The following is a 23,592-nucleotide window of genomic DNA, read 5'->3' on the forward strand; positions in this document are numbered from 1 at the left end:
AATAAAATGGCTCAGACAATAGAACTAAGCCATTTCAATCTATGAGAAAAAACAGCTTTTTCCTTAACGGGAATACATTGCTTTTCTGCTTTAATTTCAGTTTGGTAATCTTTTAGCTTTCCTTCATAAACTATTTGAAACGTAGAAACACATTGCAAATCATGTGGAGCTATTAGTGAAATAGGCTTTTGAAAATGAATGACAGTAGATTCCTTAAGTAAATAGGCAACAAATTGAGAACAGAAGAAAGCATTGTTTCTTTTTACTGGCTTATTAAACATAACACCGAATAATCCTAAAAAGTTATAACGATAATGTTTCTTTTTTGTCTCAATTTCTTGTAGGTAGTGATTCAACTTTTGGATTTGACTTTCTGTTACGGTAATCGAATAAATAGCACAGTCTGCTTGTTTAAATAAACCTTCCCTAACATCTTCCTTTACAAACCCTCCAATAAATGGATTTCGGGCTGTTTTTCTCCCAAAGCTGTATACCTCTGATAAATGATAATCAAAGGCTATTGAAGCATGATTATATGGTTTTTTCGTATATAGCTTGATTAATTTTGTTAATAAAGAACCCGTATCCGTTAAAAGAATATAAACCTCTTTTTGTACTATCATCATTAGCCTCCTTAAAAGATGCTCCAGAAAACTTCTCTATTTATACTATATATACAGAAACTTAAGAAATGTTTTATAGAATCCTTAAGATATTCTTAAACTTTTAAGAGGAATTATTTGAAATAGATTAAGTGTAGGACCTAAAAAGCCGATTGATTTTTAAGTAAATCAATCGGCAATATAAGATACATATAATTAAAACAGTTTAACAAAGACGCATTTATAAACCCACTCTATCGCTAGACACTGATTGATACATAATATCACGCTTATTACGTGTATTTCAATGCTTGTTTATTCCAGATTATTGATTAGATTATTTGAACCTCTTTCCATTTTCGGACACTATTGATAAACCAGACTCTTGTTGCCTTATTCAAATCTGATTTTGTGAGTGTTCTTTCATGTATTTCCCCAATTTGTATTAATCTATCACGAAAAGTTCCAGCCAATAATCCACTTATTACCGGAGGGGTCCACAAGATGCCTTCAATTTCTAAAACGATGTTGCCATTTGTAAATTCAGTTAATTCACCTTCTTGATTCCATAGCAGCACATCGAAAGCTTCTGCAGGCTTTTGTTTTTGAAAGTTTGTATAAATCTCGCGATTGGTTGTTTTATGATACAGAAATGGATTGGTTTTATCAACTGGTTCACCCGCTAGGGTTACCTTTAATAGGGCATTCCCTTGAGTGATTGTCTGACCTTCAATCGTCAAATCTCCATTTTTCGCTATCAGTACTCGAACCTTTAACAACCCGGTATGATTTTTATCCCCAAACTCTTTTAAGGATCTCTTTATTTTTTCACCTTGGTATCGAAACCCAAAATACCGAGCTGAATTCTCTAACCGTTTCAGATGCTCTTCAAACAAAAAATAATCTCCATTTTCAAGCAGCAAACTTTCCAATAATTGAAATTCAGTCGGTTTTTCTTCTAACAGCTTTGCTTTCGCAAGAATCTCATGGTATTCCCCTTCCGATGTCGAATCCCAAGTAATTCCTCCACCAACACCATAGACGGCATTTCCTGTTTGATGGTCAATTAGAACTGTTCTGATAGGTACGTTAAAAATGGCTTCCTTATTTGGGGTAATATAGCCAATCGCCCCGCAATATACTTCACGAGGTTCATTTTCCAAGTCTGCAATGATGTTCATTGTACTTATCTTTGGTGCTCCTGTAATCGATCCGCATGGAAAAAGAGCTTTAAAAATCTCAACAATGCTTGTCGTTTCCGAAACCTTAGCTGAAATCGTAGAAGTCATTTGATGGACTGTTGGATACTGTTCAATTTCGAAGATTTTTTCAACATTAACAGTGCCAGATTGAGCAATCATCCCAAGATCATTACGCAGTAAATCGACAATCATAAGATTTTCTGCACGATTTTTCTCCGATTGAACTAGCCAATCTGCGTTAGCGGTGTCCTCAGCAAAAGATGCTCCCCTCTTTATTGTCCCTTTCATTGGACGAGTCGTAACTTTTCCTTGATCCAAGTGAAAAAACAATTCTGGTGAAGCGGACAAAATACTTTGTTTGCCCGTATGTATATATGCACAATAATTAGAGTTTTGCGCGTGCCTCAACCTATTATAAAAAGCTAGCCCATCCCCATTAAATAGTGAATGGAGTCGGATGGTATAATTCGTCTGGTATGTATCACCAAACTGTATGGAATTTTTTATCGAGGTAATCCCTTGATTATACTCGTCCATCGATATAGATGGTTTCCACTCCGATACGGTAAATTCTCCTGAACTGCTTAGATGAGAACATTCAGGCTCTGAAAAAATACCAAACCAAAGCAAAGGAAACGAACCCCCACTATTGACCTTAAATGCTGGGTCAAAGGCGGGAGCACTTTCATAGGATAGGAATCCAGCAGCGTAATATCCTTTATCAACAGCTTCTTGAACAAGCTGGAAACTAGGTATAACATCTTCCACCTTGGAAGCGGTAATCACACTGACCGGGTTTTGAAAAATTAATGGTTTTATATTTCCGTTAGAGTCTGCAAATTCAAATGCTAATAGAGGTTCTTTTTGTTCCATGCTTTTTGCCTTCACCCTTAAGTTTTCTGATTTTTAAAAGAAAAGAAACCTCTTTCAGTTTATTTTTCCTTGGTACTATCGTCAACTGTTTCAACTAATTCCTCTGCAACACGGTAGCAAAGGTTGGTTGGACTTTACTTGGTGTAAGTGATAATGCTGGTCAGCCAACTATGAAATATCCTATAATTGACAAAAAATTTACAATTCAACAACTCTGTCTTAACAAATCTCTCCTATACTGAGTTTAATAGGAAGTTTTTGGAGGGAGGATGCAGCATGCGCGAGTTCATGTTTAGAATCGTCATTTTGATTCCGATTTGCACCTTTATGTGATAAATCCTAAAAACATTAATTAAACCTATTCCTCATAGAACCCACACTAATATACCTCTATGTTTATTCCATCGAACTTGGCAGCTGTTTATAAGCTAACTTCATGATGATTTCTTTATGTTGCGGATATTTTCCAAGAAGTTCTTCCTGTGTAAACATTTCAAAGTCTTGAAATTCAAATCCCGGTGAAACCATACATCCCACTAGAGAACATGTATCCTTTTCCGAAACGGATGAACCAAATATCGAATTTTTCCTTACTAATGCTTGTGGGACTTCGCCAGCATCAAGATTCATTCCTAACTTTATTTCCTGAAATATTCCAGCTTCATCAATAACGTGAATGCTTAAAGAACTGCCACCGTGATAGTACCAAAGTTCATCTGAAATGAGACGGTGAAAATGGGACACATCTTCAGAGGTTAAAAGAAAATAAATACTAGTATAAAGCTTACGGGAACCTTCGTAATTAACGGATAATTCGTTGTCACTAATATGTTCTTCCGACTTAAAAGTTTCTTTGTAATAACCGCCTTCAGGGTGTGGAGAAAGACCTAGTTTAGACACCCATTTATGTAAATCATTAATATGCATTGAATAAATCCCTTCATTTCGTAAGTTATTAAGTATACGCCTCAAAGTAAGGAGGCTTTCTTCAGTTGATTTTGATTCTATAATTTTGTTTAGAGCAGTCTTTTCAATTCCTCAATAAGGCTATTAACCTCTTCCTCTTTTGTTGCCCACGATGTTACGAAGCGAATCGCGGATGAATCAGAATCTACCTTCTCCCAAATATGAAAAGCATAGTTTTTTTGCAGCTCTGTAATGATTGAATTTGGCAGTATTGGGAATATTTGATTAGAAGGTGAGTGGGTCAGAAACTTGATATTCGCGCTGTTGAGTTCCTCTCTGATCAAGCCAGCCATCTTATTCGCATGGTTAGCCAAATCAAAGAACAAATTATCACGAAAAAGTTCAAGAAATTGTACGCCCATTAGCCTTCCTTTTGCTAGAAGTGCTCCTTTTTGCTTTATATGATAACGAAAATCTTCTTTTAAAGAATCCCGACAAATCACTAATGCTTCACCAATTAATGCCCCATTCTTGGTTCCTCCAATATAGAACGCGTCAACTAGTTTAGGAAGGTCACTCAATTGTAGATCATTTTCCTCCGAACACAATGCCGAACCAAGTCTCGCACCATCCATATACAATATAAGTTGGTTGCGTTGGCAGAATTCATGTAAATCCTGAAGTTCGCTTTTGGTATAAATGGAACCAATTTCAGTAGAATTTGATATATATACCAGCTTTGGCTTTACCATGTGCTCATCCGGATGACCGCCGAGTACTCCCTGCAAATCGGTTGGTGCAAGCTTTCCATCTTTCCCCTCTACAGATAGTATTTTATGACCGGTTGCCTCGATGGCGCCTGTTTCATGTCCGAGAATATGTCCGCTGCTAACGGCAATTGCCGCTTCATGTGGTCTAAGGAATGCAGAAATCGCGATTAGATTGGTCTGTGTTCCGCCTGAAATAAAATGAATATCTACGTTATTGCTCCCTATTTTCTCCTTTATTCGTTCCATTGCTTCCTTCGAATATCGATCCTCGCCGTACCCTTCATCTTGTACCAGGTTGTTTTCTAGTAATGCATTCAAAATTCTAGGATGTGCACCTTCACTGTAATCGTTCTTAAAGCTATACATTATATTGCCTCCATTTTCACAAATTATATCTATTGTAATCTATCATACCAAGATTGCAGACAGTATTTCAAAATAAAGACGCTTGTTTACCAATTGAAAACAACCAAAAAATGACTACCAGCTCAGCATTCTTTTTGGTATTATTACCAATATCAGTTCTTGACTATGGATTATAAAGGGAGACCAAAATAGTGGATATTTATAAAAGAAAAGGGAATTTGATTAAATTTCATCCTGCACAAATACTTGTATTGGGTTTTGGAGCTTTAATATTATTGGGGACTTTTCTTTTTATGCTGCCGATTGCTACTTATGAAGAGGGACGTGGGCTAAGCTTCATTGATGCTTTATTTGAGGCTACCTCAGCCGTTTGTGTAACCGGTTTGGCTGTTGTCGATACGGGAACAACCTTTACCTTGTTCGGTGAGATTGTTCTCCTTTGCTTAATTCAGATTGGCGGCTGGGGTTTTATGACCACCGGTATATTTATGTTCATTGTCCTAGGGAAAAAAATCGGATTAAAGGAACGCTTACTGCTGCAAGATTCATTAAATGTATTTTCTCTTGCGGGTGTTGTCAGCTTAGTCAAACGGATCATTCTTATTACATTTATTGTTGAATTCTTGGGGGCTGCTGCTTTAGCGATTCGCTGGTCTTTTGACATGCCGCTTGGGAAAGCCATTTATTATGGAATCTTCCATTCAATATCCGCATTTAATAATGCTGGTTTTGGTCTAGAACCTGATAGTTTAAGTAAATGGGTTGGTGACCCTGCGGTAAACATCGCCATCACTACTCTTTTCATTACAGGGGGGATCGGCTTTACCGTTATTCTAGATTTATGGGCTAAAAAATCATTTCGTAAACTATCCCTGCACTCTAAAGTGGCACTGCTCATGTCACTCTTTTTAAATATTGCAGGATTTCTAATTATCTTAATTTCCGAATATAGTAATTCGGCTACGATTGGAAACCTTGCGTTTGAAGATAAACTTTGGGCTTCCTATTTTCAAGGAGTCGTAACTAGGACTGCTGGTTTTAATACGATTGATATTGGGGCCATGAATCTATCGTCTCTTGTTTTTATGATGGCACTCATGTTTATAGGTGCATCATCTGGATCAACGGGTGGTGGAATTAAAGTAACAACCTTTGCCATTATCATTCTTGCCTTTTGGGCGGTCGTGACTAATCGGCACAACGTGAACCTGTTTAAAAGAAGAATATCATGGGAATTGGTGAATAAATCTTTATCAATCGTAGTAGCTGCTATATTTTTTATCTTTCTAATCTTCTTTTTACTAACTTTTACAGAAAAAGCTGATATGAGTAAACTCCTATTTGAAACCATTTCAGCCTTCGGAACGGTGGGATTGTCGGCAAATTTCACACCAGAACTATCCCCATTCGGAAGGGTTTTGATTACCATCATGATGTTTATAGGAAGACTCGGCCCCTTAACTATGGCATTTGCTTTATTAAACCCTCGAAAAGAAGCTAAGGTTAAATATGCAGAAGAGAAAATATTAATTGGATAATACGAAAAACACCGTTCATTTTGATTTGACGGTGTTTTTCGTATTTATTAATTATTTTCAAGGACTTCTTTAATTTTTTTTAAATCCTTCATGTTAGCTTTCCTCATCATTGTTGACATAAATGGGGAGAATAACTTACTAAAACCAGTCGAAATTCCTTTGTTTCTTAAGGTCATTTTCGTTCGATTGGCATCCATCTCTTCCCATGTATAGATTGTTTCCATCGGAAAAGGTCCTTGAGCCGTTTTCATTACTAGTTTCTTTCCTGGAATTAGTTCAACAATTTCATACACATAAGCAAGTTCTCGACCAAGAAACTTCGCTTTAAAAGCAACTTGAGAACCTATCGTGAGTGGTTTGGGTGTTCTCCACTCCGCTGATTGGATATTTACATACCATTCTGGAGCATGATCAGGGTTGGATGCATATGCAGATACATTTGAAATCGGACGGCTAATAATTATTTCTGTTATTACATCTACCATCTCAATTTACTCCACTTTGTTTTCTACGTAATTTTTAAGTAAGGTTCCAAGAAGATAGTTCCACCCTTTGGTATGTTCTTGTTCCCATTGTTCTTGGATTACTCCTGATGCCGTATGAGAAAGCTGAAGCACCGTTCCACCTTCTTTTTCTTGTAGACGATAGGTATAAGCACTATTTACCGCTCCTTGCATTCCAAGGTGACCAAATAGGCGAATTTCTGCAGGAGCGTTTACATAGTATACATTCCCCCATATGGCTCCTTCCTTTTCTCCCCATTTTTCAATAAATTGCCCACCTGGTACTGGGTCAAATGTAAAGTTAGAGTCTACACCTTTGGGAGCTATACGAAATTCCCACCAATCCTCTACATTTTCAGTTAATGCTTTAAAAACTTCTTCCCGAGATGCGTCTATAAATAACTCTTGCTCAATACGAAATTCACTCATTTTTTCTTTTCCTCCTTTTTGTTCTACTGCCGATCGTAACTTCATTAGAGAATTGGCTGTTGGCTGCATATATTTACCTACCCAGCGGTTGTGCATTTCCTGGAGAGGTACCGCGTTAAGAAAGTTACGTTTATACTTACCTTCACGCCTAACTAACACCAAATTGCCTTCCTCTAATATCTTTAAGTGCTTCATAATCGCATACCTAGTAACTTCAGGAAAATATTCGTCTAGTTCACCTGTTGTTCGTGGCGATTGCTTGAGGATATCGAGTATTTGCCTTCTGATTGGATGTCCCAATGCTTTAAATACGGTTGAAAGTTCTTCATCCATTCCAACAACCCTTTCATCAAGGTTAGGTGATTTTAAAAAACACGTTACTAAAAGGTCACATATCTTTCAAGTGACCTTATAGTAACATGTTTTAGAATAGCGGTCAAGAAATCCATAATATCCATATATACTTCTACTCGTATCAGACAAAAAAACAAACACCGACCATTTGACGGTGTTTGTTTATTCTATCATTTTTTCTATGTTTAATTACAAACTTGCTTTAGATGGGTTCTCTTAAGCAATAAAATCTTTACTAATTAAATTCACATGGGCTTTTTGTCTTAGTAATCTTAACTTCTGTTTTTTCGTTAATCTTCTCCAGAACTTTACTTTAAAATACATATAAAGACCTCCTAAAAGTACCTCTATTGTGGCCCTGACAAAGATAAGTCTAGACATTTTTCACACTTTTACTCTATCCAATTCTACATGATTTATAGTTTCGTTTAATTATTGTTGAATGTTCTTTCATTTTACCAAACAAAATATTTATAAGTAATTGAAAGATTCCGACTAAATAATACTGAATATTACAAAATTTACTGTAAACTTTATTATTAAAGGAAGATAAAAAAAGATATTATCAAAAACCACTCATTAAATGTCGAAATATACAATAAAAATTTTTGATAAAATATGTCAATACTGTGAACTATTAATTACAAAAAAAACAATCTTGTAGTACAAATATTTAACATACAAAAAAGAATCTATTTTACCCTAACAAGCTAGACCGCATGAACATTTATTTTTCCCAAAATACAAGGAATAGGTTGCAGGAAATTCTGAATTAACCCGCTGCACTTCTTTAGCAAATTCCTCTTCTGTTTTAGGCACAGCGGCTAATACATTTGCTTTTTCCTGTGTGTCGACGTTTGCACCGGGTGGTACAAAGCTATTTGGTTTAAGTTCCACACCATTGGTAACCACCGCACCGGACGAAATATAGCTTCCTTCCCCAATAATTGCATTATATACGATTGCTTTAAAGCCTATAAAAACATCGTCATCCACCCGGCATGGTCCATGTACCAAGGCACCATGAGCACAAGAAACTCGGTTCCCGATATATATGGAGTACATTTTGCTGTTCTTTTCAAAGTATTTATTTTTTAAACCATGGAGAATGACACCATCCTGAAGGTTACTATTCCTTCCAATATAAAATGGCGTCCCTTCATCTGCTCGTATACTTACAAACGGCCCGATATAAGTATTTTTCTGAATCGTAACATCCCCTGCCACAAACGTAAAGGGACTCAGGAATACATGATTATGAATACTCGGAAACTTTGGATGCGGATTCACCGAAGTCGGGGGATTATAGCCAATATAGTAACTATAAAGATTATATGGTCCATTATGATATCCAGATTGATTCCACAAAAGCTACCCTCTCCTTTATTTTCTAAATACTTAAAATGTATGTTTGTAAATAGCAGTCATACACAAAAAACTGCATAAAATGGAGAAAATGTATAAATGGTGCCTGTCACCGTAGAATCCCTTATTTACTAGGACTCTGGCTATTTTCATTTTTTTCATCAGTGTTTATTGGTTGCTGTTGATTGGTTTTGAAGATGTCTTTGGATATGGCGTTTAGTTTGTTTACGAAGCGGTTGAATCCAAATCCAACAAAGAAGGCAAAGCTTATTTGTGCGTAAGGGGTATCTTCGAAGTCGACAAATTCGATGAGTAAGATTCCACTTTGAATTAAGGTGACTGCCACAATCGCTGTTCCGGTTGCGAAGATTGGATAAAAGATATACATAATCCATAGTCTATAGTCATTCAATTCATCTTTCATATAGTGGGAACAGAACATGTACAAATGCCGTAATGAACCGCCAATGGATCCAGCGAAGAAATAATACAAGAAAATTTTGATATCATCAATAAAGGGAAACTTTTCGTCTAAAACTCCTGTCCAAACTACACCAATAGCTATAAAACTCCCGAAAAACAGTAGTGAAAGATATAGTAAAATACCGGCCTTTAACCAATTATTCACCCAAATCACCCCGCTAGTAATATTGCATCCTATGTAGTAATGAATACTGGCGTGACTAATTTGGCTTTCAAGAGCCCACTCATTGTTATTTTGCTAAATCCTAAATGAGCACAAAAAAATGACGTTTGTACAACGTCATTTTTTTCATATTGAATACTGGAGAGTACAGAATTACTTGCCTTCTACAACTTCTTTAAATATTTCATAAGAACGTTTTTGTTTTTCAGGATCATACATGTAAGACACTGCCATGATTTCATCCACAGCGTAGTGATCTTGAAAACTGGTTAGCTGCTGACGAATTGTTTCTTTACTTCCTAATAAAGTCACGCTGGACATGGACTTCGCCATTTCTTCTTCCATCGGGTTCCAAATACCGTCCATGCTTTCAACCGGCGGTTGTAATGGATTACGTGAACCACGGACCACATTTAGGAAAAACTGCTGCATGGTAGTTTGTTGATATTTCGCTTCTTCATCGCTTTCTGCTGCAATGACATTCAGACATACCATCATATATGGTTTATCTAGATACTCAGATGGCTGGAACCTCTCCCTATAAATCGAAATGGCTTCTCCCATGAATTTAGGTGCAAAATGTGAAGCAAATACATATGGCAGACCTAAGCTTGCTGCTAAATATGCCGAATCTGTGGAAGAACCCAGAATATAAATTGGAACATTGGTTTCAACTCCAGGATAGGCTCTCACATAACCTTGATGCTCTTCTGGTCCAAAATAGGTAAGTAACGCCTGAACATCCTCAGGGAATGTATAAACTGAATCATTTTTTGAACGCCTTAATGCACTGGCTGTCATCATATCGGTTCCAGGTGCACGTCCCAGTCCAAGTTCCACTCGATTTGGATAGATGGTTGCCATTGTACCAAATTGTTCCGCGACGACAAGTGGTGAATGGTTTGGCAGCATTATTCCGCCGGAACCTACCTTAATTGTTTTGGTATGTTCCAAGGTATGTTTGATTAATATCGGTGTTGCTGAACTGACAAGAGTCGGAGTGTTGTGGTGCTCGGCAATCCAGTACCGCTGATAGCCCATTTCTTCCGTTGCTTGTGCAAGTTGCACCATTTCCTCAATCGCTTGTTGCGAATTCTTTCCTTCACGGATTGGGGCTAGATTTAAGACTGATACAGGTATATTAATAGTTCCCATTATTTAAGTTAGTCCTTTCTTATTAAAGGGTATATTTCTATAGTAACAATAGAAATTCAGGAAACAAACTTATATGCTTTGGCCACATGGTTTACTTAGATTATCCTTTGTAACTTGTAAATAAATGATTCATATCGATATGTGAATTTCATGAGAACTACATTTTCATTACCATCACGAGTTTGTGCTTCATGAACCCTTTATGAGGACCACTTTTCCATTTCCATCACGAGTTTGGGCTTCATGAACTCTTCATGAGATCCACTTTTCCATTTCCTTCGAAACTTTGGGCTACATAAACAATCTTCCTACCTTCCACCCTATTAAATTCCAGTGCAAACTCTACCAATATGGTATTTACTACTAAACTCTAGAATTCAAATTGTCTTATCCATGTAACTTAACTGTAATACTATTCTATTTTTTAAACTCATAGAAATAGATTTAGATACATTAAACCAACTTGGAGGACTAGAATTATGAAAAAGTTAATTTCGTTAATTACTCTGACTGCTTTACTATTATTTGCTTCCCCTGCTTTTGCTTATGACGTAAAGTCTGGGGACACGATGTCAAGTATAGCAAGAGGTCATCATTTAACCTTACAAGAACTAGCAGACGCTAATCCACAAATTTCAAACTTAAATCTAATTTACATAGGTCAAAAAATTAATACTCCTGAAACTGCTAGGCAGAATGAACCTATCCAAGAAAAATCTTTGAACATCAGTCTCTCAGACTCTGAAATAGATTTACTAGCAAGATTGGTAAGAGCTGAGGCACAAACGGAACCATTAGAGGGGAAAATTGCGGTAGCTTGTGTAGTACTGAACAGAGTCGAAAGTCCTCAATTTCCCGATACCCTTAAAGAAGTCATTTATGCCCCAGGTCAATTTCAACCTGTAAAAAATGGTCAAATCGATATGCCCGCCGATGAGGAATCCATTCAAGCTGTAAAAGCAGCTCTTACTGATCAACGTCAATTAGCACCAGGTGCATTATTTTTTTACAATCCCGCTATCGCCACAAGCCGATGGCTCGATTCCAGAGCAACAACGCAAGTAATAGGACAACATGTCTTTAAAAAATAGCTCTGTTATTATTCATTGTTGATTTTCGTGTAGATTAGCAGAGCCTAAAAAATAAACAAAAGGGCCAGCATTGGTCCTTTTACCTTTAGAAGATAAATCCCATAATGAGTTCCGTAAAATTACTTTTCCATTAATTATGTATGAGTTACTACCAAAACTCGAATAATATAACCTAGTATCGTGTCAAAATAGAATGAAAGGAAGTGTGGATTTGTCGTCAAATGAAGTCATTATTGAGGAATTAAATACTTTATTAAGAGGTACCTATATGGGTATACGTTCTTTTGAACACTATATCCAAAAGGTTGAGGATGAAGAATTAAAGCGTGTCTTTCAATTCATGCAGCAGGACGTAAAGCTGAATGCGCAAAAACTCTCTGAGAGAATTCAAAATTTGGGCGGCATTCCTGCGGACGGTGAAGGGTTCTCGGGCTCTATGCATAGTTTTATGCACAATGCCATGCTCCCAAATGATTCAATTGAAATAATTGAGGATGCTTTGAAAGGCTTAGATCAATATGGAGTTCAATATTCTGAGGAACTTGTTCGTGGCGACCTTGATCCCAAAAGCAGGCAAATTGCGGAAGAAGTCATTGATACAAGTCGAAAGCAGATTGAGAAGTTGCGGCATTATCTACAATAAAATGACAAAAGAGGTTTTACAATACCTCTTTTTCTAACAACAAATGCCACTCCTAATGCAATACAGATGGACTTCGCCCAGCTTTTTATCTCATTTATTTCTTTTTTTCCAAAAAGAAAAGCCGTCTTAACGACAGCTCCGTTTAATATTAAGAACATGCATTCAGCATTTATGTCCTAAAACCAAATTCTTTTATTATAATCATATTCATAAAGATCCATATTATCATCACTTTCTTTATTTGGGGCACACTCTTCACAAGGTTCTTCCGACTGGTTATGTTCACATTGTGTTAATAAAAGTTCCATGGTTTGTTTCCCCTCTCCTAGTTCTTACTATTATTATAATGTAAACGTTTTCAATTGTCTGCTATTATTTTCTGGAAATTTTATCTTTTTATAATAGAATAGACTAAAATTACAGAGGGGCTAGGAACCCCCATTTTTATAATTTTACCTTATAGTAATCCTGGGAATGATAGCTTCTAAATCCGCATGATTCATAGAGTTTTAACGCATGCGCATTTTTAGCCTCTACCTCTAGAAATATAGACAACCCTTTTTCGTCCTCCACTTTTACCACTTTCGATAGTGCTTTTCTGCCGATCCCTTTCCCTTGGAGCTCTGGAAAAATGGAAAATCCATATATCCAAGACTCACCATTCATTTCGGAGAGACGCATTTTTCCAGCAATTCTACCTTCTGCTTCAATTATTAATCTTAGATCTGTATCAAGGTCTTTTGTTTCCTGCTTGTACTGGCGTGCTTCCTTTTCATTTAACCCAAAGCACTGGACATCGAGTTGTATTTCCGCTTCCAAATCTTCTTCCGAAAAAGACGGTCTTATCGTAACTGAAGGATTTTCAGGTAACTCTGTTTTTTGCCATTTCATTTGATACTCTACCATCGACAAGCTGCAAGGGATGTTCTTTAAAAACTCCTTCGCAGAATGGGATTCGGTTGGAGCATTTAACAAAATGGTTCTAGCTTCTCGTTTTTTTGCTTCCTCAAGTGCATCCTCTAACAGCTTTGAAAATATCCCTCTTCTGCGGTAATCCGGATGCACCATCCCGCATATTTCAACCTTATTACCAAAATAATAGCTTCCAAGAAAGCCAACAAGTTTGCCATCAGCATAATGAAAAAAGTCTTCCTTGCGATTTACAGCCCTGCTTTCCAGCATGTCAAAATTAAGCTTTAATTGAAGTCTGCCTTCTTTCTCGCAAATCTCCTGAAGCGTTTTTATTTCATTTAATTTTTCTTTCGATAACATCCACGAACACCTCTGTTTATTAATTGTGGCTTTCCACAATCAAACATTCTACCTTCAAGCCTCATTCACCTTTTTTTTAAAAATATTCAGATGCATATTATAAATAGACTAAATTAAGCTAGGCTTTCATTAGCCTAGCTTTTTTGCTGTATTCAATAGCTTTTTTATTTATCGTGATTTTTACTTTCAATGCCTTCCTTGTTTCCTTTGGATAGTGCTCTACGGTCTATTGCTTTTGGCGGCTCTTCCATCCAGCCATTTTCTATCATTAAATTCGCACCATCTTCTGCATATCTAACAAGTTCGCTTGCCATTACGATATATTTTTCAGCAATATCTGCTCTAGATGTGACGCTCAAAGCCGTCCCATAAAATGCAATCGCAATTTGGGAAGATAGCTGGACCTGATACATCATCCATTTATCTGAAAATGGCGATGTAGTGGAGCTTGTAACATGGGATTGCCAGGACATTGGTGAATTCAACATTTCTTCACGAAAGATTTTACCAAATGCTGCGATATGTTTATTGGATATCTCCGTACCCCTATTTATATATTGTCGAACTTTTTTAGAAGCTGCTACTTGGCTGAACCCAACCTTTAATGCCACATGCATATGCATTTTGTTCATATTAAAGGTAATATCTCCTATTTCAATCCCCGTTAAGGGACGCTTCTCCCCAAACCAGCCCGCTAAAAAGCTTTGATGTTTAATAAAGTCAATATCTTTAGCAGGAGTAAGGACAGCTGGTCTTGTATATAGCCCTTTCGTCAGCATCGTATCAATCGTTTTCTCAAAGAGCATCATGGTTTCAGTATTACAAGAAATATAGTATTTACGAAGATCTGCTCGGATGGAGGTTCCGACTGATAGAGCGTACCCTGTCAGCCCTTGAAGTACCATTATGTATATATAGTACAGATAAAATGGATCCTGAAACAGGCGGGGGGCATGAATGTTTACATCCTCTTCCGTAAAGCCTTTTGGGATGGAAATGCCTTCACCCACAAAATACTCTTTTACCTTTTCTACATGTCTTTCTGAAAGCACAAGTGAATCTTTATATATTTCAATGATATCTTCGTCTTCTAAGTGCTCAAGCGCATACTTAATAAAGCAAATGGACATAGAGTCAAACATGTATTGTGTCCATAAACTGGAAACCTCTGGAGCGGTTAGTGAAATTCGAGTTGAATCCATATCACTCTTCCTTTACATTTAAAAGATTTTCCAATATTCAAATAAAGCTACTTTGAAGACAAATTCTCACGATCAATTGCTTTTGGTGGTTGTTCCATCCAAGCGTGGTTAATCAAGATATTTACCCCATCTTCTTCTGTTGATGGGTTTCATTAAATCCATGTTAAATCCCCTTAACCTTCATTTTCTTTTAGTTTTTACATCCTAGCAAAATATATTCGATTGTCAATCAATAAATGGGAACTTTAAAGTAAATGACAAAGAATAATATGATTGGAATGGAGATGAGTAAAGCTGCAACTTGGTGTTTATAATGTAGAAGCAGCATGGAAAAAATGATTATATTGAATAAAACGGACCATCCCATTGCCCAACCGTGGTGATGAGAAACTAAGTCTAGGTAACGTAAATTTATGTATTCTACCAAAGAATATAACGTAACCCAGAAGAAGATCCACAAAACAACTCTAATTGGATCCTTAGGGACATTTCCTAGATAAATTATTACAGTGGCGGGATAAGCAACAAACATGATTAATAATGAAATAGCTAAATGGTTAGGCAGCAGATTTTGACCAAAGACCGTCTCCTTGTACTCCCACATTAGATAATCTTTACATAGAACATTATAAAGCAAATCACCAAACCAAAAGAATAAAATGGTGGAATGATATTTAATCCAGTTTTTCCAGTCCCCCCATTTCATACCAGCAAGGAGAAAAAGACTACTCAACAATAAATGCACCTTATCAACTCCGTTTTATATAACCATTAAATTATTTCGGCTAATTTATTATTAACTGGAAATAAATTGGATATTCATTCATTAGGTAATTGACTATGAAGGCAGACTTTTTAATAAAAAAAAACGTCTCTGCAATACAGAAACGCTTCCATACACTATTTTTCAATTAGCATGTTAAAGTTTCATTTACCCTCATTACAAAAGAAACTCTCTTTAAATTTGGGACTAAGTTCACTCCACACATCGAATTTATTTCCATCTGGATCATAGAAAACAAAGTTTCTCCCGCTATGTCCTCTGTCTTCGATTTCTCCAATTCTTATTTCATCTTCCTTAAACACCCTATGAATGTCTTCTAAAACATTTACTCCATCCACTTCAAATGTAATGGAAAAACATTCTTCACCGTATGTATTAATAAAGTTTGCGCTCTGATTTATCTCTGCCTTTACTAGAAATACACTTTGATTAGCAAAATTTAAAATGGCTTTGTCTTCATCTCTATAGTTTAAAATAGCTCCTAATTTGCTTACATACCATTCTGATGAAATTTCTACATTGCTTACTGGTAAATAGGTAGTACCAATCCTAAGTAATTTACCTTCCATGTCACACTCTCCTTTCATTAGAAAAAATTACTTGTCTATTCATCTTAAACCTTAATTTTCCTTTTTCAACCAATTAAACATTAGACAAATGGTATCTAAACTTGGTAAGATGACTAATAACATAATTACATTTATTATTGATAAAGGAGCTACACAAAATGTTTTTGACAAAGCTTCACCAAGAGGAGAAAGAAGCGTTTCTAGAGTTAGCCTATTTAATGGCAACCATTGATGGGAAATTTTCGGTATTTGAAAATCCAGTTATCGTTAAGTATCAAAAGGAAATGGAACTTGAGGATTATAAAATCAAAGGCTTAGCGATAGATGATATTCTTAAGGTTTTTAAAGAGGAACGCTCCAAACATATTGTACTAATTGAAATCCTCCGCATTGTTTATTCAGATGGAATCGTTCATGAAAATGAACAAAATTCTATTCGTTTAATTAAAGAACACTTTGGTTTCGACGCCAATAAGTATGCCACTTTCAAGGACTGGATCGTTGGAATAAAAGAATTAGCTAATTATCCTGAGCATGAAGCATAATGTTAATGACTAAGAGCAACGTTACTGACGTTGCTCTTTCGTATTAAACTTTTCGTCCTTTTCTTAAAAGATAGAGGTTCTTCTTCATTTCTTTTTCTAAGCTCTGAAAGAATTTCTCTATCCCCTTGTTTGCTCCGCCATTTAGGATACGTTCTGCTGCCCCAGAAAGAGTGCCCGTGACATTAACTTCCGCCTGGATGTTGAGCTGTGTACTTCCTTGGTGATCACTCAAGAATAAATCCGCTTTGCCACTGACCTCTCCTAAATTACCTTTTCCTTTCAGATTTATATGATAATAAGAAGGTGACTTTTCTTTCTCCAGTTTAACCTCGATTGTAAAAACATCCTTGAGCGGCCCAATGGTAATCTCCATTTCTACTTGATATAATCCCGGTGAGCTTTGAACAAAAGATTGACAGCTAGGGATTGCATTCCGAAGTACCTTTTCATCCTTGATGTATTTCCAAACAATTTTCCTCGGCAAACCAAAAATATGCTGGTACTCAATTTTCAGGAGTATCCCCTCCATCTTTCCAAACTCTTCAAGAAAATATATCTATTTTAACTAATATTCATGTCACAAATAAATATTCGAAGGGACAGCCCTGTTATCGCATATTTAACGATATTCAATTTCATCGTCCACCCGATACATAATATAAAATGGATACGATTCATCATAATAATAAGCGGCTTCCTCTTGAAATCTTGTCCGTTGTATAAACGAAGGAAACCCTCGATTACTCATTCGGTTTCTCAACCTATTCACAGATTGTATATAGGTGTTTGGCCGAATCGTATCGACAACAGAGAAGTCATGCCTTGTTGCAGGATGCTCTTCTGAACTTTTAATTAGGAAATAACTGAGCATGTATCCTTGATCCTGTGTAAGAGAAACTTCCTCGCCATTAAAGAGTGCAATAATCGTACGATCACTAAAATATAATAGTAATGTTTCAGGAGGGGGAGATGAAATTAACTTTTCACATTCCGCTTTTGAGCAAGTGTCTGTCACATCTCTACTAATCTTATAAAACGCATTCCGCAGCAAATATTTCTCATTTTCCAATAGTCTGCTAAAAAGTGGTGATAACTCCTGCTTCGGAATATCTTGTATTTTTGCAAACGGTAAATGTCTCATTTTTTTCATACGTTTCCTTCGCAATTTGCAATGCGCAATTGGTTAAATACAAATGGGCATTTAACTGCTGCTGTTCATTAAGTTGATAGAGATGCTGTTTATGGTATTGATCATGGTCTAATGCCTGTTGAAAGTACTGTATGGCTTTAATATAATCATTAAACTTATAGGACAAGAAACCTAGTCGATAAGCTGCCAAGGGATTTCCTTTATCATATTTTAAGGCTTCCTCCAGGCAGCTTCTTGCCAAATAGTCATCCTTTTGGTATTCCGTTTTTAAATAGGTACCATAATGAATGAGACAGTAAATCAATTTCCTTTTTACATAATCAAGCGAACTTTGAACATCCTCATTGTGCTGCCGGACAAGCTGGGAGAGTTTTCGGTACATTTCCTTATACAAATCAATTTTCATAGAATAATTAGAAAAGCCATGCTCCTCTTCCTGCTCATTCAATTCTTCTTCAATCTCTTCTAATTCTTCAATGGTTTTATCTCCTAAACTCATTTTCGTCCCTCCCCCTCAATGAAAGATTAGATCCACTCAAGAATCTCAATACGGTTACCAAAAGGGTCCGCTGTATAAAAACGATTTGCCCCCGGAAGGTTATCATCTTCAATCACTTCTATTCTGTTAACCAATAAATGTTTTTTCAAAGCTTCAATATTTTCTACTTTAAAAGCAGGATGTGCTTTTTTAGCTGGCACAAAAGGTTCCTCTACACCAATATGAATCTGCGTTTTTCCATATTGAAACCAAACACCGCCACGTTTTTTTAGTTCTTCTGGTTTTTCCATTTCCTCAAAACCTAAAATATCTATAAAAAACTTCCTTGCACTATCTTCACAGCCTTTTGGAGCGGCTAATTGAATATGATCAATGGCTTTAAAACGATACATAATGAAACTTCCTTTCAAAAAAAGTTTATTATATACAATTTTCGCCACAACTTGATAAATTCCTTCTACCATTTACCTACAACCTTTTTATAATAGAATGACCGAACTTATATCAAGTCCGGTCAAATATCATTAATATGGATCTGCTTCATGTCCCATTTGTTGTGCCTGGTCGGTCGCCTCATCTGCGTCAGCTGTGCTGGTATGAGTTGTTTCCTTCCTCATTTCCATTGCTTTATCTACGCCGTCTCTTACCCGTCTTCCATAATCCTCGTCGGCATTGGTAAAATAATCAATCATTTTATTTTGGATTTCTGGTCTACATACTTTGAGTGCTTCAACAAGATTGCTTATGAGCTCCTCTCTCTCCCAGTCCTCAAGGTTCCTGTACGTATCGCCTGCTTGACCAAAATCATTGGTACGGTCGATTGGTTCACGAACCAATTTGTCATTATAGTGCGGTTCATGAACTTTCCCTATTTGTTCAGCTTCCTTCAAGCCTCCGATAACAGAAGGCTCATAGTTTACGTGTGGATTTTGATCTGAATCCACATGATAAGACATTTGACCGCCGCGCTGATTAGTCGCAACCCGCTTCTTAGGAGCATTAATGGGAAGTTGTAAATAGTTTGTGCCTACGCGGTATCGCTGTGTATCGGAATAGGAAAAAGTTCTGCCTTGCAGCATTTTATCATCAGAAAAATCCAAGCCATCAACCAATACACCTGTACCAAACGCTGATTGCTCCACTTCATTAAAATAATTTTCGGGATTTTTGTTTAGAACCATTTTTCCTACTTTTAAGAAGGGAAACTTATCTGTTGGCCACAATTTAGTATCATCTAATGGATCAAAGTCCAATTCTGGGTGGTAATCATCACTCATGATTTGTACGCAAAGCTCCCACTCTGGATAATCACCATTCTCAATGGCTTCGTACAAATCCTGAGTAGCACAAAAAAGGACTGGTCTATTCTTTAGACCAGTCCTTCATTCACTTAGAGGAAATTATTCATCCTCATCCTCATCTTCGTCCTCATCTTCGTCTTCCTCTTCTTCATCTCTTTCTTTATCCTTATCCTTTTTCTCCTTATTTTTTTCCTTGCCCTTCCCCTTGCCTTTATTTCTCTCTTTATCTTTCTTTTCTTGTTCTTTCCTAGCTTTTTCCTCTTTTTCTTTTATCTTTTTCATTTCACTTTTATATTTTTTCTCAACGGTTGATAAATCAAATTTTTCATCAGAAAGCTCTGATTTTGATTTCGCTAAGATCTCTTTAAAAATAACTGGAGTGGTTCCACTGCTTGATGTGGCTAGGTAATGATTCTCGTCAGTTTGATCGTAGCCTAACCACACCGCTCCAACAATGCCGGGTGTATAACCGACAAACCAATGATCCTTAGTTCCTCCGTCATTCGCAAATGGCAGCTGGGTCGATCCTGTTTTTCCTGCGATATCAAGGCCCTCCAGGAATGCCTTTTCCCCAGTACCTTCTTTAACAACACCTCTTAGCATGTAGGTGATTTTTTGTACCACTTCTGGTTTGGTCACTTCAGTTGATTTGCTTTTCCATTTTGCAATGACCTTTCCATCAATATCTTCTATTTTTTGGATAGAATGTGCCTCTACCATCGTTCCATTATTGGTAAAGGTGGAATAGGCTTGTGCCATTGCCAGCGGAGAGGTCCCTTCGTGCATACCTCCGAGAGCAATCCCAAGTGCATTGTCTTTTTCATGTAAAGGAATACCGAATTCCTCCACTGCCTTCGTTCCCTGCTGTAAACCAATTTGATTTAACAACCAAACAGGGGGAATATTATACGAATTTACGACTGCGTCATACATTGTTACCTCGCCTCGATATTTTTTATCAAAATTCTTTGGCTGGTAACCTCCAAAATCTAGCGGTCTGTCTTGTAATAAATCAAAAACTTCATAGCCTTTTTCTAATGCAGGAGTATAAACAGCCAATGGTTTCATAGTTGAACCCGGTTGTCTAACTAATTGCGTCGCTCGATTAAATCCTAAAAACGTATGTTGGCCACGCCCGCCGACAAGTGCTTGAATTCCTCCACTTTTAGGATCAATGAAAATAGCTCCGCTTTGGAGCAATTGATCGTTTTGACTCGCCGGAAAAAAGTTATCATTCTGATATACTTCTTCTGTTCCCTTTTGAATCGTAGGATTTAATTCTGTAAAAATATGAAGTCCGCCCGATAGAATTTCATTTTTGGTAAGCTTATATTTCTCCATGGCTTCCTGGATAATATGGTCCACATAATAAGGATATTTGCCATCATACTCGTCTTCCACTTTTTCTTCATTTAACACAACTGGCTGTTCTTTGGCTTTTTCAACATCTGCTTGAGTAATATATCCTTCCTTTTCCATCAAGAATAAAACAAGGTCTCGTCTTTCAACTGACTTATCCATATTCTTAAATGGTGAAAGAATCGAAGGAGCCTTAATTAACCCAGCAAGCATCGCTGACTCACTTAAAGTTAATTCACTAGCATTTTTTCCAAAGTAAGTCTTGGCAGCACGCTGAATTCCCCATGCACCCTCTCCAAAATAAATCTGATTCAAATATCTCTCGATGATTTCATCTTTAGAGTAAGTACGTTCAATCTTTTTCGTAATGATCAACTCTTTGACCTTACGTGTATATGTCCGTTCATGTGTAAGGAATGCATTTTTTGCAAGTTGTTGCGTAACGGTACTCCCACCTGCAACAATGTCACCGCTCAACATATTTTTGAAGAATGCCTTCATAATCGCAAAGTAATTGATACCATTATGCTTATAAAAACGTTGGTCCTCCGTTGCAATCACAGCGTGTATGACTTCTTTTGGAATTTGTTTGAATCCTACGCCTTCAATACTTGAATTGGAAATCTTACTGGCAATTTCCCCATTTTGATCATAGATAATCGTTGGCTGAGGCGCCGGCTTATCTAATTTACTCACATCGCTAGTCCAAATAAAGATATTTACAAGGAGAAGACCACATAAACCAGCAACAATTCCTGCCACAAATAATTTCTTTACCATTCCTTTTGCAAGAAACTGTCTCCAATCCCATTTTGACGCTTTTCTTTGCTGTCTTCGTTCCATTCGTCCCACGTCTTATACCACCTTCAACTCTACTAACTCTAATATCATTTTACATATTGCTTCATTTTAAAACGAAATCCACCAAAGTTAATGAGAAAAAAGCCTTACATTTTATAGTTCCAAACGCTCAATATTCAAAAAGGTACACCATAGATACATATAATCATTAACTATGGAAATGATGGTATTAGGGATTCAATTTTTGGAGGTAGTGTATGGATAATGGTAAGAAAGTAAAGATCACATCCGCCGAATTAGCTCAGCTCTGGGCGCAATATATGAATGACAGTGGAAGTATTTGTGTCCTTAGTTATTTTTTAGAAAAGGCTGAGGATCAAGAAATATCATCTGTTATTGAATTCGCTTTACGTTTATCAGAGACACATATTGAAAAATTAACAGCCTTTTTTGATAAAGAGGATTATGCTGTTCCCTATGGTTTTAAAGTAGAAGAAGATGTTGATTTATCTGCTCCAAAATTATATTCAGACAGCTACGTCCTTCATTTTATCCATCAAATGTCGAAGATTGGGCTAACCAATTATTCCGCTAGTGTCGCCTCATCAACAAGAGCAGACATTACCGATTATTATATGGAATGCTTGTCTGAAACCATGCAATTATACAAAATATCAAGGGATGTATTATTAGCAAAAGGTCTTTACGTAAGGTCACCTTCTATCCCTAACGAGAAGGTTGAATTTGTAAAAAAACAAGCTTTTCTTTTTGATGTTATTGGTGAAAAAAGACCATTAATTGTCGCTGAAGTAGGCAATCTATATGCGAACACCCAGCGTAACATCTTAGGTGTGGCTACCCTGATTGGATTTAGTCAGGTTGCAAAAGACAAGGAAGTTACCAAGTTTTTTCTTAGAGGAATCGATATTGGCAAGAAACATGTAAAAGTATTTGGAGCAAAATTAGAGGAATGTAATCTCCCTGTTCCGGCATCTCTTTCTGCGGAAATAACGTCAAGTACTGACTACACATTTTCCGATAAACTGATGATGTTCTTTACGACTGGGTTAATTTCTTTAAGTATCGGTTATTACGGTACCGGTGTAGCTCAAAGTCCTCGGATGGATTTGGGCGTCATGTATAACAGATTATCTTTGGAAGTTCAATTGTATTCAGAGGATGGCTCCAATATCATGATACATAATAAATGGCTGGAGCAGCCACCTATGGCGACGGACCGGGGAGAATTAGGATCTACAAATACCTAATTCATTAGTGAAAAAGCCGGACTAAACAGCCGGCTTTTTCCTGTGTCTAAGTATACAGCTCATTATTGCAGCTGTTGGTTTTCTTGTTCCATCTTACCCTTAACTGGATTTGTTTCCGTATATTCATATTCCCTTTCAAGGTCACTTAAAGTCCATTCATACAGGTGTCGATCTTCTTTTTTGAACACACCGATTTTAAGCAGTTTATCTATAAGAAATTGCCTTCTTTGCTGTACAGCGTTTCTAAGTATATTTTTCATATACAGGCACCTCCAAAATATTTACATCCCTGACTCCACATCCGATTTTAAACCGTTGTTTATTCTGCGTCTGTCGAATATTGGAAGATTTACCCACTCTTAATTCAAATTTCATCTTTATTTAATAAACGATACAAAG

General features: G+C 36.7%; 25 protein-coding genes and 1 pseudogene. 5 read left to right on the forward strand and 21 right to left on the reverse strand.

Annotation, left to right across the window (positions count from 1 at the left end):
• Window positions 1-11: 11 nt before the first annotated feature.
• The 4 genes from MLOOGBEN_RS12155 to MLOOGBEN_RS12170 form a co-directional block, all read right to left on the reverse strand.
• Entirely contained in the window at window positions 12-623 is a 612-nt protein-coding gene (locus tag MLOOGBEN_RS12155) for a hypothetical protein (protein ID WP_218781158.1), read from the reverse strand.
• A gap of 311 nt (window positions 624-934) precedes the next feature.
• Entirely contained in the window at window positions 935-2,677 is a 1,743-nt protein-coding gene (pabB, locus tag MLOOGBEN_RS12160; protein ID WP_179158526.1) for an aminodeoxychorismate synthase component I, read from the reverse strand.
• A 396-nt stretch (window positions 2,678-3,073) separates the two neighbouring features.
• Window positions 3,074-3,604 carry a cupin domain-containing protein gene (locus MLOOGBEN_RS12165; protein ID WP_179158527.1) on the reverse strand — a complete coding sequence of 177 codons (531 nt, stop codon included), beginning with the start codon at window positions 3,602-3,604 and terminating at the stop codon, window positions 3,074-3,076.
• An 89-nt stretch (window positions 3,605-3,693) separates the two neighbouring features.
• The gene (locus MLOOGBEN_RS12170) at window positions 3,694-4,719 is read right to left on the reverse strand and encodes a threonine aldolase family protein (protein ID WP_179158528.1); all 1,026 of its coding nucleotides are present in this window, start codon (window positions 4,717-4,719) and stop codon (window positions 3,694-3,696) included.
• Window positions 4,720-4,910: 191 nt separating this feature from the next.
• Between MLOOGBEN_RS12170 and MLOOGBEN_RS12175 the strand changes: the two genes are divergently transcribed.
• Window positions 4,911-6,257 (forward strand): TrkH family potassium uptake protein, encoded by a 1,347-nt coding sequence (locus MLOOGBEN_RS12175; RefSeq protein ID WP_179158529.1) that lies wholly within the window; start codon window positions 4,911-4,913, stop codon window positions 6,255-6,257.
• A 47-nt stretch (window positions 6,258-6,304) separates the two neighbouring features.
• On the opposite strand, the gene MLOOGBEN_RS12180 is transcribed toward MLOOGBEN_RS12175, so the two are convergent.
• The 5 genes from MLOOGBEN_RS12180 to MLOOGBEN_RS12200 form a co-directional block, all read right to left on the reverse strand.
• Window positions 6,305-6,742, reverse strand: coding sequence for an SRPBCC family protein (locus tag MLOOGBEN_RS12180; RefSeq protein WP_179158530.1), 438 nt, complete (start codon window positions 6,740-6,742; stop codon window positions 6,305-6,307).
• 6 nt (window positions 6,743-6,748) lie between these two features.
• A complete protein-coding gene (locus MLOOGBEN_RS12185; RefSeq protein WP_179158531.1) occupies window positions 6,749-7,522 on the reverse strand; it encodes an SRPBCC domain-containing protein in 774 nt (257 codons plus the stop codon).
• A 723-nt stretch (window positions 7,523-8,245) separates the two neighbouring features.
• Window positions 8,246-8,911: an LbetaH domain-containing protein gene (locus MLOOGBEN_RS12190; RefSeq protein WP_179158532.1), complete on the reverse strand. Its 666-nt coding sequence runs from the start codon at window positions 8,909-8,911 to the stop codon at window positions 8,246-8,248.
• A gap of 121 nt (window positions 8,912-9,032) precedes the next feature.
• A complete protein-coding gene (locus tag MLOOGBEN_RS12195; RefSeq protein ID WP_179158533.1) occupies window positions 9,033-9,536 on the reverse strand; it encodes a hypothetical protein in 504 nt (167 codons plus the stop codon).
• A 171-nt stretch (window positions 9,537-9,707) separates the two neighbouring features.
• Window positions 9,708-10,709 carry an LLM class flavin-dependent oxidoreductase gene (locus tag MLOOGBEN_RS12200; protein ID WP_179158534.1) on the reverse strand — a complete coding sequence of 334 codons (1,002 nt, stop codon included), beginning with the start codon at window positions 10,707-10,709 and terminating at the stop codon, window positions 9,708-9,710.
• A 479-nt stretch (window positions 10,710-11,188) separates the two neighbouring features.
• On the opposite strand from MLOOGBEN_RS12200, the gene MLOOGBEN_RS12205 reads away from it, so the two are divergent.
• A complete protein-coding gene (locus MLOOGBEN_RS12205; RefSeq protein WP_179158535.1) occupies window positions 11,189-11,800 on the forward strand; it encodes a cell wall hydrolase in 612 nt (203 codons plus the stop codon).
• Between the two features lie 205 nt (window positions 11,801-12,005).
• Window positions 12,006-12,443, forward strand: a complete 438-nt coding sequence (locus tag MLOOGBEN_RS12210; RefSeq protein ID WP_368737784.1) for a DUF2383 domain-containing protein — start codon at window positions 12,006-12,008, stop codon at window positions 12,441-12,443.
• 176 nt (window positions 12,444-12,619) lie between these two features.
• Here the strand turns inward: MLOOGBEN_RS12210 and MLOOGBEN_RS29215 are convergent, their stop codons facing one another.
• From MLOOGBEN_RS29215 to MLOOGBEN_RS12230, 5 genes are all read right to left on the reverse strand, one after another.
• Window positions 12,620-12,751 carry a hypothetical protein gene (locus MLOOGBEN_RS29215; protein ID WP_256989066.1) on the reverse strand — a complete coding sequence of 44 codons (132 nt, stop codon included), beginning with the start codon at window positions 12,749-12,751 and terminating at the stop codon, window positions 12,620-12,622.
• A 136-nt stretch (window positions 12,752-12,887) separates the two neighbouring features.
• Entirely contained in the window at window positions 12,888-13,715 is an 828-nt protein-coding gene (locus tag MLOOGBEN_RS12215; RefSeq protein WP_179158537.1) for a GNAT family N-acetyltransferase, read from the reverse strand.
• Window positions 13,716-13,879: 164 nt separating this feature from the next.
• On the reverse strand, window positions 13,880-14,917 hold the full coding sequence (locus tag MLOOGBEN_RS12220; RefSeq protein WP_179158538.1) for a DUF3231 family protein: 1,038 nt from the start codon (window positions 14,915-14,917) through the stop codon (window positions 13,880-13,882).
• A 229-nt stretch (window positions 14,918-15,146) separates the two neighbouring features.
• Window positions 15,147-15,650, reverse strand: a complete 504-nt coding sequence (locus MLOOGBEN_RS12225; RefSeq protein WP_256989067.1) for a CBO0543 family protein — start codon at window positions 15,648-15,650, stop codon at window positions 15,147-15,149.
• Window positions 15,651-15,844: 194 nt separating this feature from the next.
• Window positions 15,845-16,270, reverse strand: coding sequence for a VOC family protein (locus tag MLOOGBEN_RS12230; RefSeq protein WP_179158540.1), 426 nt, complete (start codon window positions 16,268-16,270; stop codon window positions 15,845-15,847).
• A gap of 158 nt (window positions 16,271-16,428) precedes the next feature.
• Here MLOOGBEN_RS12230 and MLOOGBEN_RS12235 point away from each other — a divergent pair, with 158 nt between their 5' ends.
• Window positions 16,429-16,815 carry a tellurite resistance TerB family protein gene (locus tag MLOOGBEN_RS12235; protein ID WP_179158541.1) on the forward strand — a complete coding sequence of 129 codons (387 nt, stop codon included), beginning with the start codon at window positions 16,429-16,431 and terminating at the stop codon, window positions 16,813-16,815.
• Between the two features lie 43 nt (window positions 16,816-16,858).
• Here the strand turns inward: MLOOGBEN_RS12235 and MLOOGBEN_RS12240 are convergent, their stop codons facing one another.
• The 6 genes and pseudogenes from MLOOGBEN_RS12240 to MLOOGBEN_RS12265 all read right to left on the reverse strand — a co-directional run bounded on the left by MLOOGBEN_RS12240 (window position 16,859) and on the right by MLOOGBEN_RS12265 (window position 21,967).
• Complete coding sequence (locus MLOOGBEN_RS12240) at window positions 16,859-17,344, reverse strand: SRPBCC domain-containing protein (protein WP_256989068.1); 486 nt, start codon at window positions 17,342-17,344, stop codon at window positions 16,859-16,861.
• A gap of 90 nt (window positions 17,345-17,434) precedes the next feature.
• Window positions 17,435-17,965, reverse strand: a complete 531-nt coding sequence (locus tag MLOOGBEN_RS12245) for a hypothetical protein (RefSeq protein WP_179158542.1) — start codon at window positions 17,963-17,965, stop codon at window positions 17,435-17,437.
• The gene (locus MLOOGBEN_RS12250; protein ID WP_179158543.1) at window positions 17,892-18,464 is read right to left on the reverse strand and encodes a tetratricopeptide repeat protein; all 573 of its coding nucleotides are present in this window, start codon (window positions 18,462-18,464) and stop codon (window positions 17,892-17,894) included. Before MLOOGBEN_RS12250 ends, MLOOGBEN_RS12245 begins: the two co-directional genes overlap by 74 nt.
• 26 nt (window positions 18,465-18,490) lie before the next feature.
• Window positions 18,491-18,859, reverse strand: a complete 369-nt coding sequence (locus MLOOGBEN_RS12255) for a VOC family protein (RefSeq protein ID WP_179158779.1) — start codon at window positions 18,857-18,859, stop codon at window positions 18,491-18,493.
• 129 nt (window positions 18,860-18,988) lie between these two features.
• A pseudogene (locus MLOOGBEN_RS12260) lies at window positions 18,989-19,810 on the reverse strand (catalase); the annotation flags it as partial.
• 54 nt (window positions 19,811-19,864) lie between these two features.
• Window positions 19,865-21,967, reverse strand: a complete 2,103-nt coding sequence (locus MLOOGBEN_RS12265) for a transglycosylase domain-containing protein (RefSeq protein ID WP_179158780.1) — start codon at window positions 21,965-21,967, stop codon at window positions 19,865-19,867.
• Between the two features lie 215 nt (window positions 21,968-22,182).
• On the opposite strand from MLOOGBEN_RS12265, the gene MLOOGBEN_RS12270 reads away from it, so the two are divergent.
• Complete coding sequence (locus tag MLOOGBEN_RS12270; protein ID WP_179158544.1) at window positions 22,183-23,193, forward strand: DUF3231 family protein; 1,011 nt, start codon at window positions 22,183-22,185, stop codon at window positions 23,191-23,193.
• A gap of 62 nt (window positions 23,194-23,255) precedes the next feature.
• On the opposite strand, the gene MLOOGBEN_RS12275 is transcribed toward MLOOGBEN_RS12270, so the two are convergent.
• Window positions 23,256-23,453 (reverse strand): Fur-regulated basic protein FbpA, encoded by a 198-nt coding sequence (locus MLOOGBEN_RS12275; RefSeq protein ID WP_179158545.1) that lies wholly within the window; start codon window positions 23,451-23,453, stop codon window positions 23,256-23,258.
• Window positions 23,454-23,592: the final 139 nt, after the last annotated feature.

Origin of the sequence: Bacillus sp. EB106-08-02-XG196 (genome assembly GCF_013396335.1) — a bacterium.
GTDB lineage: Bacteria > Bacillota > Bacilli > Bacillales > Cytobacillaceae > Neobacillus.

Bases quoted from the DNA above. Each gene is read 5' to 3' on its own strand.
- MLOOGBEN_RS12155 (WP_218781158.1), bottom strand. From the start codon at position 623: ATGATAGTACAAAAAGAGGTTTATATTCTTTTAACGGATACGGGTTCT.
- pabB (WP_179158526.1), bottom strand. From the start codon at position 2,677: ATGGAACAAAAAGAACCTCTATTAGCATTTGAATTTGCAGACTCTAAC.
- MLOOGBEN_RS12165 (WP_179158527.1), bottom strand. From the start codon at position 3,604: ATGCATATTAATGATTTACATAAATGGGTGTCTAAACTAGGTCTTTCT.
- MLOOGBEN_RS12170 (WP_179158528.1), bottom strand. From the start codon at position 4,719: ATGTATAGCTTTAAGAACGATTACAGTGAAGGTGCACATCCTAGAATT.
- MLOOGBEN_RS12180 (WP_179158530.1), bottom strand. From the start codon at position 6,742: ATGGTAGATGTAATAACAGAAATAATTATTAGCCGTCCGATTTCAAAT.
- MLOOGBEN_RS12185 (WP_179158531.1), bottom strand. From the start codon at position 7,522: ATGGATGAAGAACTTTCAACCGTATTTAAAGCATTGGGACATCCAATC.
- MLOOGBEN_RS12200 (WP_179158534.1), bottom strand. From the start codon at position 10,709: ATGGGAACTATTAATATACCTGTATCAGTCTTAAATCTAGCCCCAATC.
- MLOOGBEN_RS12205 (WP_179158535.1), top strand. From the start codon at position 11,189: ATGAAAAAGTTAATTTCGTTAATTACTCTGACTGCTTTACTATTATTT.
- MLOOGBEN_RS29215 (WP_256989066.1), bottom strand. From the start codon at position 12,751: ATGGAACTTTTATTAACACAATGTGAACATAACCAGTCGGAAGAACCT.
- MLOOGBEN_RS12215 (WP_179158537.1), bottom strand. From the start codon at position 13,715: ATGTTATCGAAAGAAAAATTAAATGAAATAAAAACGCTTCAGGAGATT.
- MLOOGBEN_RS12220 (WP_179158538.1), bottom strand. From the start codon at position 14,917: ATGGATTCAACTCGAATTTCACTAACCGCTCCAGAGGTTTCCAGTTTA.
- MLOOGBEN_RS12230 (WP_179158540.1), bottom strand. From the start codon at position 16,270: ATGGAAGGTAAATTACTTAGGATTGGTACTACCTATTTACCAGTAAGC.
- MLOOGBEN_RS12235 (WP_179158541.1), top strand. From the start codon at position 16,429: ATGTTTTTGACAAAGCTTCACCAAGAGGAGAAAGAAGCGTTTCTAGAG.
- MLOOGBEN_RS12240 (WP_256989068.1), bottom strand. From the start codon at position 17,344: ATGGAGGGGATACTCCTGAAAATTGAGTACCAGCATATTTTTGGTTTG.
- MLOOGBEN_RS12245 (WP_179158542.1), bottom strand. From the start codon at position 17,965: ATGAAAAAAATGAGACATTTACCGTTTGCAAAAATACAAGATATTCCG.
- MLOOGBEN_RS12250 (WP_179158543.1), bottom strand. From the start codon at position 18,464: ATGAGTTTAGGAGATAAAACCATTGAAGAATTAGAAGAGATTGAAGAA.
- MLOOGBEN_RS12265 (WP_179158780.1), bottom strand. From the start codon at position 21,967: ATGGAACGAAGACAGCAAAGAAAAGCGTCAAAATGGGATTGGAGACAG.
- MLOOGBEN_RS12270 (WP_179158544.1), top strand. From the start codon at position 22,183: ATGGATAATGGTAAGAAAGTAAAGATCACATCCGCCGAATTAGCTCAG.
- MLOOGBEN_RS12275 (WP_179158545.1), bottom strand. From the start codon at position 23,453: ATGAAAAATATACTTAGAAACGCTGTACAGCAAAGAAGGCAATTTCTT.